Here is a 15,646-nt window from a genome sequence, read left to right as displayed (position 1 = left end):
CGCACAGCGACTATCCACCGGTCCTCGTGGTGTCCCACCGGCGCATTGTTCCGAGATCGGTACGCGGTTAGGAACATACAAGTATGGCGAAAAATATTGCAGCCGTCGACATTCCGGGCACCGGTCTGATAGGAGGCAATGGTGTTCGGTACACGCCACCACCCACGGCAGACGCCATTCCAGCTTGAATCGGCCATCGTTTGCGGCCAAGCATGCGGGGCAGAACCGTTGACGGCGCAGCCCGCACCACGGTGTGCGCACGGTACGGGTCTGCGGGTCGATCACGAACACCCGGTCACTCACATGACCGGCGAGAGTATGTGCGTCCAGTTCGCCCAGTGGGACGCCGGTGGCCGTCGATATTGACGTTCGTTCCCGGTCAGTGAGGCCGCTCCAGATGCCCCGTGAGATCTCGCGCGCCGCAATGGGATTAGCTAACCCTGGCAGAACCGCGTCGACTATCTCACCCCAGGTGCAATGCAAATACCGAGCGTAAGCAGCAAGCCAGGAGTCCAGTGCCTCCCCCGGCAGGGGCCTAACGCGCAGGGGAAGGCTGCGCGGACTCATCGACACCACCAGCCCATTGACCTGTCCATAACGTACGTTTCTCGCGAAAATGCCACTAAGAGATCGGATGTCGTGCCTTGTCGCCGCAAAGTACGATATGGACGATCCCCAAGCGAACGGTCCGAGTCATCCCCGAGGGAGGATTGTCAGGCCGAACGTTCATATCGTTCAAAAATCTTGGTGGCCTGCGGACGGGTTCCGTAGGCCGAGTGCAGCTCTTTGCGGGCACGTTCGGCTGCACTGTCGATCGCGATCGATTCGAAAAGCTTCATGGTTAAGAGCTCACAACCGTCGATGATGGCCGCCGTGCAGGCACGGCGAATCAACGTCAGCAGGGAACCGATGTGCCCGCCGCTGCGGGCATACAGGTAATCAGCTTGCTCGACGAGCATTCCCTGGCGGTGGTGGGCGAGAACAATCTTGTCGTCGACGCTAGCCAGAAGTTCCCGCCATTCTCGACGCTGCTTCGCCATCTTATTCTTGAAGCCGAAAAACCCGTATTCGGTGGTATTGCGCGCTGTTTGGGCCAACGACTCCTGTGCGGTACCGGCCCGCAGGACTCCCCTTTCAGCCAGGCCGATGCCGATGACCACGACTGTCACCGGGAATTCATTAGCGATGAACTTGAAGTGGTTGTTGAGCTCGACGCCACCGTCGCGCTGCCAGTGCAGGAAATGGACGTCATCGACGATGAGCAACCGGGTCTCGCACAACAACACCAGGCGAAGTACCCGTCGACCAAGCTCGTCCACATCGCGGCAGCGGCGCCCCGGATGGGCGTAATAGTCGCAGGCCGCCCGATTGAACGCGGTCATCCCGGTGTTGCCGCGCATACCCACACGTAGCACTGGGATTCGTTCGTCGCCGGCGGCGGTGTACTGGCCGTGCCGGCGGATCTGCTGGTCGTGAAACTTCTTTGCGAACGCATGCATGGTCGTCGTCTTGCCTAGGCCCGGTAACCCGTCGATCGCCACTGCGTCCTTGGTGTGCCAGCCGTCTTTCGCCACGTCGGCCTCCATAATGACCTGCAGCTGCTTGTGCAGCTGCGCGGCTTGCGGGGTATAGAACGGGCCCATGTTGCTGTGCCACTGACACCGCAGCTGCAAATACTCGTCGGCGGCGCCGTCACCGAGTCGACGGATTTGTCGAATGGAAAGTTGTTCTGGACGTGGACGTTTAGGGGCATTCACGTAGGCAAGCCAGCCCTCCTTGCCAGCGAGGGTGACGTTGTCCAGTCCACTCATGTCGGGTTCAGATTTCTTGGTAGTCACATCTCTTCCAATCGTCGATAGTCCGTTATTGCTTCGTCGTCGAAGTTGTCCTCGTCCTGCTCGTCCTCGTATTCATCGAGGTCGTCCACGAACGCCTCGATCGCGTCGCGTGGTGGCTCCAACGAAGCCTGACGCTTACGCGTATTGGCCAATGCATTCAACTCTGCAGCCCGGTCGAGATCGGCGGCCAGAGAGGACTGCTCTCGCGATAGCCGCAGCGCCGCATTGCGCTTCTCGACATCGAGATCTTGGCCCAGCCCGCGACGCTTCAAGAACGCCGCGAGGGCAAGCTTGCCGTCTACGGGTCGGTCACCCGACCGCACCAGTTCTCTTGTGAAATGCCATGTATCGGCTGCCATCGGCAGTTCTAACGCCGCGGACATGTTCCACTCCAGTGGCTCCCACTGGAGTGATCCTTTGGTGTCCAAGAAGTACACGGTGCGCACGTCGTCCGGATTGACGTGGATGGGCCAGCGCCCCTTCTTGTGTTTGTATGCGCTGCGCTCCCCCGGCCGGTAGGCATCGAGGACTTCGCCGGTGTAGACGCGGTGGTCGATGACGATTCCTGCGGGCTGCCGGGTCCGCCATGCCAATGGCAAGAAGTGGTAGGCCAATTGCGGGTCGCGTGGTGCTTCGATGTAGCCGGCCCGCGCAACGCCGTGGGCGAACATCTGCGCGGGCGACATTCCCAAGGACCACAGCCGCGGCTCGCCGACACCATTGTGCGGCTGTAGGTGATAGACCGACGCGATCCATTCGCGCAGTAGAGCTTCCAGTTCGTGGATGAAGTAGAACCCGTCCCTCTCCGGGTGCAACCCGCGGCTGTACACATCTGAGCCCTTGTAGCCCGACAACTCTTGCAAGAACCCGGTCCTAATCGTGTCGAAGACCCGTTCAACGGGGCCTTTGTCGCGGGGGACTTTCAGTCGCGCCGGAGCTATCGAGATACCTAAGACCCGGCATGCGCTGTGCATGGCCGCGCCGACGAAAATCTTGCCGTGATCGACGATCAGGTTGTCCGGGACGATCGCCGGTATGGCACCAATCACGCTGCGCGGATCCAGATGCTCCACTTCGACCAGAACATTGCGCGGAACTCCGTGCACCGGCCAGAGCGCTTCTTGAGGCCAGTTCGCCCCTGGTTCTTTAGGTCGAAGAGATTCGTACAACACGGCCAGGCCGTCGATCGCACGGGTGGTGGGGCTCAAACGCGCGCCGACGATGCAGCGGCTGTACCAGTCCATCGCGATGGTCAGATCCAGACCCACCCACTTAAGCGTTTGAGGATCCATCGCGTACACGTCCAGACGGGTGGTGTCCATGAGCACGTATTCACCCGGGCGCGTGGGCAACAGTTTACCGTACACACTTTGCGGCCTAGCAGCCACGTCGCGAACATGCTTGGTCGACCCGGAAAACAGGGGGGCGATCTTGTCCTCAGCCAACAGGATTCGGTTGGCGGTCGCATCCGACGGCAATCGGATACCACCGGGACCGTATCGGGCAATTAGGCGCGCATTGGTGTGCGCGATAACCGTTGTCTTGGTCGGCGTGGATTTGTCGGTGTATTCAGCCTTGACTTCCCGGGCGACCTCTTTCCACCGCGTGTCTTGTCGGCTGCCCAACCCGGGTGCCACTACGCGTTTGGAAATCAGCCCCGCCTCGCCGTACTGCTCAAACTGGCTGATCCAGCGATACAACGATCGCGCACCACAATGCATCTCCTTACATTTGGCGGCAATCCGTTGCCCCGTAGGGAGATCCGGCCGGTACTGTGCACGGGGCTAATGCGGGAGCGCTGTTTCGGCGTCGCCGGACTGATATCCGGTCTGTACTTCGCGGATGTGGGCCGCACGCGCACGTGCCTGCCGTCGCGCCTCTTCAGGTGCTGCTTCCCATAGAACCGCTACCTGTTCGCCCTCGCCCAGATCGACGCTGGCTGGCATCAAATCCTCGCCCAGGATCCGCGTCCTGGGAGAGTAGAGCACTTCTTCCATCGAAAACCGTTGCAGTTGCCCAGTGCGCATATGTTCAGCGGTCACTTCGGGTAACCCGGACCAGGAGGAACACGGCAGCCCCACGATGGTGAACAGTTCGCCCCCGTCGCGGGTGAACTTCGTCCCGATGCCTACGCGCACGCCGGCGAAAGTCACTGCGGCGCCTCCAGAACGGTTGTGGACTGCAGAGGCTGGGTCACATCGACGATGAGTTCCTGGCGCCACAGCAGATGCAGCAGGGCACTTCGTACTAAAGGTTTACAGCGGTGAGCGAACCGCGCCTCGGCGTCGCGGAAGCAAAGGCCAACGAGTTCGTCTATGCGAGAACGTATCTCGATCAGAATGTCCTGGTTGATCAGCCAGTCTCGGCGATATCCAGAGAGAAAGCGGATGTTGTCGAGCAGTACCGGGGACGGTTCAGTGAACACCACGTACGACCAGCCCAGCGACTGTACGACGCGACGCGTCCATGCGATCAGCAACTGGGCTTTGTCGTGCGCAAGGCGCTCGGCGCGCATCACATCAACAACGACCGGGCCGTCATCGGTACCCAGCAAGTAATCAAGCGTGTGACGCACCCACTTGCCGTTCACGTTGGCCTGCAACAGAAACGGTTGAGCCGCGATGTGATGCACCCGGGGATCGAAATCGGCGATCATCAAGGCCGCCTTCTCCAAGCGAGATTCGTGCGGCACCAGATCGCGCTCCGTGGCCGACCAATACTCACCCGAATAGTGCCTCTGACCCTGATACCAACGGAACACCCGCATCGGTCGTCCCTCATACAGCTCCGACGGGACGGCGGCAACGGCAGCCAAAGAGCGCTGCATGCCTTCCGCGGTCTTGAAATCCAGGACCGCGGAGTCAACATCAACCAGAGGCTCGGCAACCATCGAAATACTCCCTGCGACAAGCAGGTACATCTGAGTATGACACTGCGTTGCCGCCATAACAAGGCTCTACCCGCATCGACCGTCGCCGCCGATCCATTGACTGTGACTTGCGCTCCGACAGTCAATTATGCTTTCTGATAGCACTTTTCGATGGGTTGGAGTCGACCGTGCAGTCAACAGGGGATGTGCGCCTCCCGCCCGAGGCGGAACGGGAGGCCAGGTAAATCTCACTGAAATTCGAGTCAAATGTATTGATATACGAGTCAAATGTATTGAAAAGCATCAACTTCCGACCGCTGGCACGTCTGCAACAGTCTGGCCCGCCCCCGCTTTGTCTGAACCTTCAGTGCGGCGCCTGTTCGCACCCCGGCCGGTAGCCTGTCCGCACGCCGACAAGCGCGGGGCACCCCAAGTGCACATTCGCGGGGCCCGTCACGCTGTTCGCGTTGCTGTTGATTTCGACCACCATCGGCATTGGGCTCGTCGGCAACCATCCGCAGAAGCAGACATACGACGTGATCTCGATCTGCTTCACGGTCTGCATGCTGCTTTTGCGACTGCCACGGCAAACCACGTGAAAGTTGTTTAACCGTTGAAGATTTGGGCCGAGGGCCGACGCATGCGCGAACTCGATCTAGCGCAACTAAGCCCCACTGGCGCAGACGTAGAAGGCGACCAGAGCTGCGCGAGCGGGTGGTAGAGCAACACGCATGCCGCGCAGGTGATCAATCACGGCGCCGCGATGCTGGCCGGTTCATCGAGAATTCGTGCGATGGTTGCCTTGTGCTTCGCGGTGAGTGTGTCAGCGGTGTACCCGTCGAACGTGATTGCCCACCACGCAGTGCGGTTCGCGGCGCAGTGCCCACAGGTGCGCGGGCCGATGACACCAAAGACGCCCATTTTCGGTGGGTAGTCCCATCCGGCCTCGTAGGCGTCTTCGGGGGTGAGGATTTCCTCAACACCGCAGACCTCACAAATATGCCGCAGCCGCACACTGGTCACCGTAGCGCTCGGCGGTGACACTTTGGATCGATGATCCTGCTCCCAGGGGTGCAGGTGGCCCGAAAATAATCCTCGGTAAGGACCTAGTTAGCGCTCACCGGCCGTACCAGTCACAGGCGTGTACGGCGTCAACCGCGGCGTCGACGTCTCCGCCTTCGCGCAGCCAATCCAGCGGCGCCCGATCCTTGCCGCTGCGCTGCAGTTCGGGTTGAGGGGTGTGCAGGAACCGGTCTATCGCCACGGGATGCATATCGGCGGGCAATGCCATAAACAGCTGCGCCAAGCCGGGCACCTGCCGGAACGGCAGTCCGGTGGAAGGGTCGGTATCGAACTGGGACGCAGGGAATCGCCACGTCTGGCCATCGGGGATCGCCCACAGTTCGCGGTCCAGTCGTTTCCGCCGGATTTGGGTACCGCTGGTATTCAACGCGGTCTTGACCTCGTCTGCGGTCAACGCCGTCAGGACGAGTCTCGCGGCGTGGCCGGCGATTTCGGTGCCGGCGGCGATAGACGCGGCAGCGTCTTCGCGGAAATCGGCATTGTTGAGCAGTTGGGCTTGCCGCCGGGTGAGCGTGGCCGCACGCTCCCGCGGCGGCAGTGCGCGGTCGCGGCAGCGGCGGTCCATTGATTCAGTCTCGCGCATCCGATCTCGTGACGCCACCAGGCCTCTATCCGTATCGGGCGCGCGCCCGACAGCGACCCGACACCCGTCGATGCCCTGCCTGCCCGCGAAAGCTCGCGCCGTCGCAATTTCCGATGCCCCGCACAGGAATGCGGAACTGGACAGGCGAAGCGCGCACATGACTGGAGCGAGTTGTCGGAGGTGAGCGCAAGACGGGGTCCCCGGTGCAGGACGGCTTGTTGACCGGTGGGATCGGCCGGGACACGTCGGTGTTGTAACTGGTGTAGTTTCCGGGTGTAGCGAGAATTATCGACTCCGATACAGACTCCGCAGAAGACGGGAAGAGGCCCATGACCGTCTCAGCCACCGGCGCCCGGCAGAGGCTCGACGCTGAAGCTGCGACACGGGCGATCGGGGATATCGCCAGTTACCTACAGAATGTTGTGGGGCAGCGGATCGCGGCCGGCATCGCCGGACTGGGCGATGCGAAGCAGATCGGCCGCTACACACGTACGGGCGGCCCCACCCCGCAGCCCACGACAGAACGCCGGCTGCGCGAGGGCTACAAAGTGGTACGCATGCTCGTCGATGCGTACGACGACAAGACGGCGCGCGCGTGGCTGTTTGGCACCAACACCCGCCTTGATGACCGTGCACCGATCGAGGTACTCGGCCAGGCAACCACAACAGCAGAATTCGCATCGGTCGTACAGGCCGCTAGGCAGGTCGCTAGCTTTCAGGCGTAACCACCCAAAACGCAGTGGTGCGGCGTGTCGGCGACCGCCAGTGACCGCCGGAGTCACCCGCGCGCGATGTACACCGTCAATCATCGGTGCAATGACGTCGACAAGTGAAACCATCCCGTGCACTCGGGGTCGCCGCGCCGCTCGGATTATCCAGCGGGTATGCACACTTCTATAGCGTAACCGCTACAGTTATGTATATGTCGGACATGGTCACCACGGCACACGCCGCACAGCGACTGGGCGTGCACCCGTCCCGCGTCCGCGCACTGATCGCCTCCGGCGCATTGACCGCGACACGGGCCGGCAACCAGTGGCTCATCGACACCGACAGCCTCGACCACCAGCACAATCTGATTGCCGCTGGTGCGACCGGACGCCCGTTCGCACCACGGATCGCCTGGGCGGCCGGCGCGCTATGTGACGGCCGCCCAGGCACACTCATCCCCACCGAACGCACCCGTCTACGCCACCGCCTGGCAGGTGTAGACAGCAACAGCAACGGCGCCTGCCCGCGCGTGCAGCGGTGGCTGTCGCGCCGCGCACAGTCGATGCACCACTACCGGATTAGCGAGCGCGACGTTGCGGTGTTGATGGCCACCGATGGCGTCCTGGCCACCGGTATCAGCACCGCCAACTTCTACGATCTCGGACTGGGCACCGGCGGGTTCGCCGATGCCTACGTCAGCGACCGCACTCACCGCGAACTGGTGAAGAATTTCGTCCTCATCGACAGCGCGCGAGGCAATCTCACATTGCGGGTCACTGACGCCCGCGTGATCGAAACGACAATGCTCGACGCCGACGTGGCGCCCAGACTCATCGCCGGCGTCGACCTCACCGAGGACACCGACACCCGCACCCGCTCCGCAGGCCGCGCCTTGATCTGCGATGCGCTACATGCCCTGCGCACCCGGCGCGGCTCGGACATTCGATCAGCGAGCAGCCTGCGCACCCAGAGCATAGTTTCTGCTGAGGCCAGCAACGATGCCCATCTCCCCTAGATCGATCGGCGCCTGGGCCCGCTCCAAAGCTTCCGCCGACGCCACACTGGCAGCGACCATGGAGCGAGCGGCAGACAACACCCCGGGCGACCCCGTCCGAGTCGCTCATTTTGGACCATCAACGAATATCACCGTGGCGCAGGCCATTTCACTATCCGCGGGCAGGGACCGATTGAACGCCCCAACGTAGCTAATCAGCGCCGGTGGGGTTTGTCGCCTCCGGAACGCGGTGGAGCCAATCTCGGAACGCGCCCGGTTCCTCGAACTCCCGACATCGCTCGGCGAGTATGCAGCCGGCTTGGTAGCGATTGACCGAACAAGCCCTGCAGTCGTGGAGCCTCAACTCCGCCAACGCCCAGCGCCGGACCGCTGTCCACCGGAAAACAGCAACCGTCGATCAGCCGGTCGTCTGACGAGTCGCATTTTAGTGGTTTTTGAATAGGATTACAGTGTAAGAACGCGTGGAGAACAGGTTCAGAAACCGAACGAACTAAGGATGTGACCGTCGTGGATGACGCCATCCGGAACCACACCCGCACCTTAAAGCTGCCGACCGCGGAGCTCGCGCGCCAACTGGTGTCGCATCTGGGCCCGACGCTGATCGCGGGACTGGCAGGCGTCCGTGACCGCAAGTTGCCGCACAAGTGGGCCATCGACGGCGGCCCGACTCCACGCCCAGAAGCCCTGGCGCGACTGCAGGTCGCTCACCGCGCATGGATGACATTGGCCACCTCCGAAGGCGAAGACATCGCCCGAGCATGGTTCATCGGCGCCGACCCGCACCTGGACGAAGTGCCGCCATATCTAGCGATCCGCGCCGGCGAATTCCGCAAGGTAATCGCCGCCGCCGCGGCTTTTATTGACAGCACCGACAACTAACCGACCTGGCCCCCTGCCACCCACTGTCGAGCTGCAAGGAAGATTGACAAGACACGCCTGCCTACTTTGACAAGGCTTCGGCGTATCGCGAGGGCTCGTCAATCTATCTTGCAAAGGCGCAGTTCAGTAGTCGTCCTGCCCCGGATCTCGGTCATCGCCTACGGACTGCTCTGCCTGGAAGCCGGTCGCGGTGGACTCGGAACCGGGGCGATCCTCAACGAGCCAACCGGAATCCGACCATGAAGGGCGGCAGCCCGCGGGTTGCCCGGCACTGAATAGTCCTCATGGGGTGGCACCTGCGATACGACGTTGATGATCGGGTGTCCGACCTCGGGCCAAGCGAACGCGATCATCTTGTAACTGTCGGTTGGGAACCCGACCCGCGAGAACGTGACGCCGCACGGGCGGTAAATCTGCGGCACAGGAGGTGCCTCAAAACTTATGAGAAACTCGAACCCAGCGATTTGGATGCAGCCGCCAAGGATTTCGCTGCCCATGCTGATTGAACGAAGGCGTATAGACTTCGGAATCGCTGATTGGTCGTGGTCGTGATCCTGCAAAATGTACAGGCCCCAAGTACTGGGCCATTCCGCTCCACGCCAAAGGATTTCGGCCAGCTGCTGGGTCGTCACGCCGAGCCGGAACCGGTACGCGGTCTGACCGTCCACCGTGATCGCGCCGGCTTCAATGGCACCCCAGAAGACTTTCAGCATCCACAGCTCGATGTATGGCCCGCTGACCATCGTGAAGGCACGCGGAAAGCTGTCGCGCTCATCGTTCCCGAGATATTTAAAGATGTCGAGGTGGTCCTCTAGGAAGTACCGGAAGAACTCTGCTGCCATCTTATCTAGCGGTGATAGCGCGTTGTTATGGCGGCGGCACAGCATCTTTCGAGACAGCGACGCGCGGCCAACCCTTTTGCGCCTTTCGGTTTTGTCCTGCCATGCGGCGCCCTCGACAACAACGACCTTGCCGTCGGCCGAAATCGCTCCAAGCACATTGTCAGTAATGAAGTGTTCGCGAGTTAGTTCGTCGTCGCAATCCCCACTCACGCGGGCATAGCAGCCGGGGTTTGCATAACCGGTGCGCGGACCAGTCAACAGAGACGGCGGCAGCACAGCAATCCAGGATCCGTCGTTCGCTCGGTGACAGCGGCTTGCCCGTCGACGCGATCCGCATGGACAATCGTCCTCCGGTGCTGGCCCGTACCAACGGCTAGCGCGAACGCCGGCATCTCGAACGACTTGTTCATCGAGTCGTCTGAGTGCCATGTTTAATCCGTCGCCCATCTTCCGAACATAGCGTCGTGGACCGACGGGAGTCCCCGATATGAAGTCCGCCCGGTTTTAGAGCCAGGATGTCATTGTGGGTCTTCAGTCATCTCGACCAGTCGGCACGCCAATGGCTGGTCACCCGCGCGTTGTACGTTGCATTGTCGGTGACTGGTCATAATCTCGCTGTCATGTATCTGCAGAGTCGGACCAAGCGATGGCTCCAGATGTTGCACAACGCCAAGGTCGAACTTGTACAGGGGCGTGAATCGATCGGCGTGTACCTCGCCAACGCACATATACCGGGCGTTAGGCAAATCAGCGAGCGAGACAAGAGGATCGCGGTCGTGTTGCCGCTCGACCAAATCGCGCTGACTCATGAGAGCCAGCCACTCACACCCGGCACCTGGCTCGCCGAAACCTTAAGTGGCGTGATTGCCGCGGCCAATAACATCGCGTATGGCGAACGCTTCATCGATACCGTGACAGCGCTGCTGACCGCCATCGAGCAGGCCATACCAGCGCTCGAAGCGCAAGAGACTGAGCCCGACTCATCGGTCGACGAGATTGTCGCCGACCTCGAACGTGCGCTCCTCGTCTCGCTGGTGGTCACCCTAACTGCGCACGGAACGATCCTGCCTAAAGAGAGTGAGTGGACCAGCCAACACCAGCGCTTTCTGAACGGGCACCGTAGCGACCTAGGCCATTATCTAGAAGTAAGCACGCTTCGCTTCGTCGATGAACCAGGGCCGGGACGCATTCACATGCAACATGTCGTGTCAGCGTGCGACGCCGGGATGACGGCTTTCGCTGTCGGTGCAGCCGGCACCGCCAGCGTCGACCACCACCCTGAGATGCTCGCGGTCTCGTACGCGCAGTGGTTCACCTACATCTTCGCCATTTGGGAGGAGCAATTCCGTGGCCGGTTGGCGAAGTTCTGGGACGCCCAGCTAGACAGCAAGATTCGCCGTAGCGACATACTGGTCGATTACTTCGGAGATATCCGGCTGATCCGAAATGACTTTGTCCACAACAAGGGCATTTGCGACGAGTCCGCGAATGTTGCTGTGCTGCAATGGAACTTCATCGACGGCCAACCCATTGAAATCGGTCCTGGTCAAATGATTTCGCTCATCACATTCTTTCCTTATAGAGACTTGCGTACTCCCCCGACACCTCAACCGTCGACCGGGCTCAAGAGCGCGCCGGGTCGCATTGATGCACAACTCCTCGAAGACATACAGGAACGCGCCCGGGCACTTGGCCTATCCGACAACGAATTAGCCTCAGCCGTGTACTCACAGTGGCTGCAATCAAATTCGGCGACATGAGTGCACCGCAAACGCCCCACGTGCGACGGACGATCTGGCGAGGGATTGGGCGGCGCTTGGCGCATGAAGACCTTCCAAAGCACCTGTTCACTGTCGCGCCATGCACGCGAGGCGTGCTCGGCCGCAGCCACCGACCCGCTCGACCAACTCGACCGTGCGACGTCTGACGTCTGACGTCTGACGTCTTGCACGGCAAGGGGTTGGTGCCGTGTAGGGCCACTACGGCGGGGCCCTTGCGACGAGCTATTCCGATAACGGGCGGCCGTTACTCGTTGCCCCCGAAACGGGCGCGGGCACTTGTCGTTCAAGCTCGATTCTGGTCGGGCTGTCTAGATCTTGGGTGCATACCGACGTGCCTTGCCTGCGGCGCTCGCGGCTGAATTAGCGGTACAGCAAATGCGGTGATTTAGGCTGGTGCTGTGGAGTTCGCGGGTTCGCTGTCACCCCTCCTGCAGCTGCGGCCAGTCGCGCGGCTGACGATGACGCGCGCGGCTATCGAACCCGCCGCGCATCAGATCCTCGACGAGTGGAGTCCGCTGCCAACCACTGGCGAGGTTCTCCCGTTCGAGTGGTGTCACGCCGCTGAGGCCATGCGGGCTCACGGATTTGACCCCGACAAGTTGGCCCGACGCCGCGCGTCGGTCGACGCCGAACACCACGCTGCCGTGCTTCGCAGCGTCGTGGATTGTCGTTTGAATGAAGCCTCGGGCTGCCCAGGGCAGCAGGTCAGTGCGTATCCACACGTTGTGCGTGGTCCCAATGTTTGCGGGCTGATTCGCGATATCGATTCACCCGCGGGACTTGTGGCGCCGCCTATCTGACTTTGGCGAAGTCCTGCACCAGATCTGCTGGAGGACTTTGTGATTCATATTCATGGTTGGTGGCTGTGTTTCCCTCTGACTGTTGTTCTGCTTGCGCTTTCGGCTGTGCCGATCTTGGTCATTACCGTTCTTTGCGTCTATGCCTGTGTTGTTGCCCTGTCGGCCGACAAACATCGCAGTCGGCGTGGGCAATTGGTACTGCAGGATCTGCTAGCTGCACTGGGCACCCTATGCAGAGGTGGCCGGCGATGAGCGCGGGGCGGGGTCGTCCACGTTTGTGTAGCGACGAAGTGCTGCAGCGGGTCGTACGGATGCGTATCGACGGATGGTCATACAGGGAAATTGCTGACAGGCTCAACGCGTTACAAATTCGGACCCCAGCCAGTCGACGTACATGGACTCGCTCTCATGTCGCGCGACTCGTGCACACGCGAAGTGCGCGCGAGGTTGCTGTCCGGTGTGGACGACGCGAGCCGGTGTCATTTCTCCATAACGAAACTCAAACTCGGGAGCTAGGTCAGGATTGATCCAGAGCACGTTCAGACATGTTGGCGAATTCGCAGGCCAAGTGCCAGCGGTGTCCGGTGATCAGGTTTGGTGGGGTGAGCGCGGGAAATTCGGCGGTGAGTGACATCTGGAATCCTGTTGCAGTATCACGTAATTGGTGGCGCAGACCGCCGATGGGCGTTCCGTCGTGCCGCCGCGCGACGGCGGTGATCTGATAGTCGTAGCGGGAATCCGGTGACGACTGCAGCGAGTCGACGTCGTGGTAGTCGATGAATAACCGGCTTGCCAGAGGCGATCCGCCGGTGGTTTCGACGATTTCCTGCCAGCCGTTTAGTCCGGGACGGACGATCCAATGGTCCGGGCAGATATCCAGAAGCGGTGCCTCGTCGCCGGTAACCACGTGCCGGTTCCACCAATGGACGAACGCCGCGGAAGTTACTGTGTTCACTGCCAGCTCGATTGTGCTGAACCGTCGGCGGCCAGCAGACAGGCGTGCGAGCGCCCCGGTGCCGAATTTGGAGACTCGCAGCGGGCGACCGAGTAGTGCTTCGATTCGTTCATGCCCGAGTTGCAGCTTGCGTTCGGCGAGGGCCACTCGCCGCGTCGCGGTGTCGGCGCTGTCAATGTCCATGCCTAGCTTGCGCATGACTGCGCAGGCTCGGCGGTCTTCCCAGGCGAGTATCTGGCTGCGGCTCACAGTCTTGCCGCCAATGGTCGCGACGATCTCGGGCGCGAGTTTGGGCTGATCCGACATCAGGTGACCTCCCGGTTCCTTGAGATAAGATACACTTGTCCCTTCAAGGTGAGAAGGGACAACCCGGCGACGTAAGGTCCACGACGTGGTTAAACCCGAGCGAGAGACCGGCGAAGTTACACGGCGGCGCGATGAGGTGCTACAAGCCGCGATTCATCAGGCTATCCGCGCCGAACTGGCTGAATGTGGTTATGCCGGCGTCACTTACGACGGTGTCGCCCGGCGAGCCAAGACGAGCCGGTCGGTGATCTATCGCCGATATCGCTCGCGTGCCCACATGGTCACCGATGCACTTCCCTCGCTGCACTGGCCGCATGAGTGGCAGAGCGCAGGCTCCCTGCGCCAAGACCTGATCCACATCTTCACGGCCATCCTCGACCGCTTTGACAGCGTCGGCATCGACACCTACCGGCGCCTGGGCGCCGAAGCCGACGACGAACTGTTCGACCAAACCACGTCACTGATATCCGAGCTCATCAGCGGCACCATTCGCCGCGCGCTCACCGACGCACGTGATCGAGGTGAGATCGGATCTGCGCCCATTCTGAAGCCAGTGGAGATGACACTGCTCGCGCTGGTGCGCAACGAAGTGTTCTTTACCCGCAACCCCTTCGACGAACAGACCTTGATCGAGCTCATCGACTCCGTCTATCTCCCACTGATCGACGCGGTGTCTCAACCAGCGCGCCAACGCCGGTCTTGATCGAATACCTGATTCCGGAAGGTACGACCGTGCTCACCGTAGTTCACGATGCTGATGAGGCCAGTGGCGACGAGGGCGTCCGGCGTTCGCTGCTTGATGAGCTTGTCCGCGACGGCGCCCGGCAGATGTTGGCTGCGGCGCTGCAGGCCGAGGTCGCCGCGTATATCGACGCGCACACCCGTGAGGTCGATGCGGACGGCCGCCGTCTCGTGGTGCGCAACGGCTATCACCAGTCCCGCGAGGTGCTGACTGTGGCCGGTGCCGTCGAGGTAACCGCGCCGCGGGTCAACGACCGCCGAGCGGACCCTGGTACCGGTGAGCGGCAACGGTTTTCCTCGGCGATCCTGCCGGCGTGGGCGCGCAAGTCCCCGCAGATGAGCTAGGTGCTTCCGCTGCTGTATCTGCATGGCCTCTCGAGCAGTGACTTCGGGCCGGCGTTGGAGCAGTTCCTGGGCTCGGGTGCGGGGCTCTCGGCGACGACGGTCACACGGCTGACCAGCCAGGGGCAAGACGAGGCGAAGAACTTCGGGCAGCGGGATTTGTCGGGGACCGATTTCGTCTACCTCTGGGTCGACGGCATCCATCTCAAGGTTCGCCTCGAGCAGGAGAAGCTCTGTCTGTTGGTGATGGTCGGCGTGCGCAGCGATGGCCGCAAGGAGCTCGTCGCGCTGGCCGACGGGTATCGGGAGTCGACCGAGTCGTGGGCCGATCTGCTGAGGTCGTGTCGCCGACGAGGAATGACGGCACCGGTGCTGGCCGTCGGTGACGGGGCGTTGGGCTTTTGGAAGGCGGTAAGGGTGGCGTTCCCGGCCACGCGTGAGCAGCCGTGTTGGCTTCACAAGCAGGGCAATGTGCTTGCCGCACTGCCGAAGTCAGTCCATCCAGCTGGGCTCGCGGCGATCAAGGCCTTCGAGATCGACTACGGTGCCAAATACCCCAAAGCGGTCGCCAAGATCGTCGATGACGCCGTCGTGCTGTTGGAGTTCTACAAGTATCCGGCTGAGCATTGGATCCATCTGAGGACCACAAATCCGATCGAAAGCACTTTTGCCACCGTGCGGTTGAGGACCAAGGTCACCAAGGGCCTCGGCTCTCGTGCCGCGGGAATTGCCATGGCCTACAAGGTGATCGACGCCGCACAGGCCCGCTGGCGCGCTGTCAACGCCCCGCACCTGGTCGCCCTCGTCCGTGCCGGCGCCGTGTTCGACAAAGGCAAACTACTCGAACGACCCATCGACATCACACCCGCTGAACCCGGTGAGTCAACCGATACCGTTGTCG

Annotated in this window: 16 protein-coding genes and 2 pseudogenes; 7 read left to right on the top strand and 11 right to left on the bottom strand. The window is 61.6% G+C overall.

Annotation, left to right across the window (positions count from 1 at the left end):
* Positions 1–141: 141 nt before the first annotated feature.
* The 8 genes and pseudogenes from ABIA30_RS26845 to ABIA30_RS26810 all read right to left on the bottom strand — a co-directional run.
* A pseudogene (locus ABIA30_RS26845) lies at positions 142–567 on the bottom strand (TniQ family protein); the annotation flags it as partial.
* A 146-nt stretch (positions 568–713) separates the two neighbouring features.
* Positions 714–1,643, bottom strand: coding sequence for a TniB family NTP-binding protein (locus ABIA30_RS26840; RefSeq protein WP_370071181.1), 930 nt, complete (start codon positions 1,641–1,643; stop codon positions 714–716).
* Between the two features lie 191 nt (positions 1,644–1,834).
* On the bottom strand, positions 1,835–3,190 hold the full coding sequence (locus ABIA30_RS26835; protein WP_370071153.1) for a hypothetical protein: 1,356 nt from the start codon (positions 3,188–3,190) through the stop codon (positions 1,835–1,837).
* Positions 3,191–3,622: 432 nt separating this feature from the next.
* On the bottom strand, positions 3,623–3,991 hold the full coding sequence (locus ABIA30_RS26830) for a hypothetical protein (RefSeq protein WP_370071152.1): 369 nt from the start codon (positions 3,989–3,991) through the stop codon (positions 3,623–3,625).
* Complete coding sequence (locus ABIA30_RS26825; protein WP_370071150.1) at positions 3,988–4,728, bottom strand: TnsA-like heteromeric transposase endonuclease subunit; 741 nt, start codon at positions 4,726–4,728, stop codon at positions 3,988–3,990. The genes ABIA30_RS26830 and ABIA30_RS26825 overlap by 4 nt, the downstream gene beginning before the upstream one ends.
* Before the next feature lie 343 nt (positions 4,729–5,071).
* On the bottom strand, positions 5,072–5,263 hold the full coding sequence (locus tag ABIA30_RS26820) for a hypothetical protein (RefSeq protein WP_370071148.1): 192 nt from the start codon (positions 5,261–5,263) through the stop codon (positions 5,072–5,074).
* A 194-nt stretch (positions 5,264–5,457) separates the two neighbouring features.
* The gene (locus ABIA30_RS26815; RefSeq protein ID WP_370071146.1) at positions 5,458–5,730 is read right to left on the bottom strand and encodes a hypothetical protein; all 273 of its coding nucleotides are present in this window, start codon (positions 5,728–5,730) and stop codon (positions 5,458–5,460) included.
* A 94-nt stretch (positions 5,731–5,824) separates the two neighbouring features.
* The gene (locus tag ABIA30_RS26810) at positions 5,825–6,355 is read right to left on the bottom strand and encodes a hypothetical protein (RefSeq protein WP_370071144.1); all 531 of its coding nucleotides are present in this window, start codon (positions 6,353–6,355) and stop codon (positions 5,825–5,827) included.
* Positions 6,356–6,702: 347 nt separating this feature from the next.
* Between ABIA30_RS26810 and ABIA30_RS26805 the strand changes: the two genes are divergently transcribed.
* From ABIA30_RS26805 to ABIA30_RS26795, 3 genes are all read left to right on the top strand, one after another.
* Entirely contained in the window at positions 6,703–7,098 is a 396-nt protein-coding gene (locus ABIA30_RS26805) for an XRE family transcriptional regulator (protein WP_370071142.1), read from the top strand.
* Positions 7,099–7,295: 197 nt separating this feature from the next.
* On the top strand, positions 7,296–8,099 hold the full coding sequence (locus ABIA30_RS26800; protein WP_370071140.1) for a helix-turn-helix domain-containing protein: 804 nt from the start codon (positions 7,296–7,298) through the stop codon (positions 8,097–8,099).
* A 507-nt stretch (positions 8,100–8,606) separates the two neighbouring features.
* The gene (locus tag ABIA30_RS26795; protein ID WP_370071138.1) at positions 8,607–8,978 is read left to right on the top strand and encodes a hypothetical protein; all 372 of its coding nucleotides are present in this window, start codon (positions 8,607–8,609) and stop codon (positions 8,976–8,978) included.
* 158 nt (positions 8,979–9,136) lie between these two features.
* Here ABIA30_RS26795 and ABIA30_RS26790 read toward each other — a convergent pair whose 3' ends face one another.
* Complete coding sequence (locus ABIA30_RS26790) at positions 9,137–10,096, bottom strand: hypothetical protein (RefSeq protein WP_370071136.1); 960 nt, start codon at positions 10,094–10,096, stop codon at positions 9,137–9,139.
* 239 nt (positions 10,097–10,335) lie between these two features.
* Between ABIA30_RS26790 and ABIA30_RS26785 the strand changes: the two genes are divergently transcribed.
* The gene (locus ABIA30_RS26785; protein ID WP_370071134.1) at positions 10,336–11,580 is read left to right on the top strand and encodes a hypothetical protein; all 1,245 of its coding nucleotides are present in this window, start codon (positions 10,336–10,338) and stop codon (positions 11,578–11,580) included.
* Positions 11,581–12,020: 440 nt separating this feature from the next.
* On the opposite strand, the gene ABIA30_RS26780 is transcribed toward ABIA30_RS26785, so the two are convergent.
* Complete coding sequence (locus tag ABIA30_RS26780; RefSeq protein ID WP_370071132.1) at positions 12,021–12,323, bottom strand: hypothetical protein; 303 nt, start codon at positions 12,321–12,323, stop codon at positions 12,021–12,023.
* 308 nt (positions 12,324–12,631) lie between these two features.
* Here ABIA30_RS26780 and ABIA30_RS26775 point away from each other — a divergent pair, with 308 nt between their 5' ends.
* Complete coding sequence (locus ABIA30_RS26775; RefSeq protein ID WP_370071130.1) at positions 12,632–12,928, top strand: recombinase family protein; 297 nt, start codon at positions 12,632–12,634, stop codon at positions 12,926–12,928.
* Here ABIA30_RS26775 and ABIA30_RS26770 read toward each other — a convergent pair.
* A complete protein-coding gene (locus ABIA30_RS26770) occupies positions 12,919–13,662 on the bottom strand; it encodes a hypothetical protein (protein WP_370071128.1) in 744 nt (247 codons plus the stop codon). The two genes, ABIA30_RS26775 and ABIA30_RS26770, sit on opposite strands and share 10 nt — an antisense overlap.
* A gap of 85 nt (positions 13,663–13,747) precedes the next feature.
* Between ABIA30_RS26770 and ABIA30_RS26765 the strand changes: the two genes are divergently transcribed.
* Positions 13,748–14,365: a TetR/AcrR family transcriptional regulator gene (locus tag ABIA30_RS26765; protein ID WP_370071126.1), complete on the top strand. Its 618-nt coding sequence runs from the start codon at positions 13,748–13,750 to the stop codon at positions 14,363–14,365.
* Between the two features lie 29 nt (positions 14,366–14,394).
* Positions 14,395–15,646: pseudogene (locus ABIA30_RS26760) on the top strand (IS256 family transposase); the annotation flags it as partial.

This window comes from Mycobacterium sp. MAA66 (assembly GCF_041261665.1).
Lineage (GTDB): Bacteria > Actinomycetota > Actinomycetes > Mycobacteriales > Mycobacteriaceae > Mycobacterium.
Note: the sequence above shows the minus strand (reverse complement) of the source record. Positions and strands in the feature narration are given on the sequence as shown.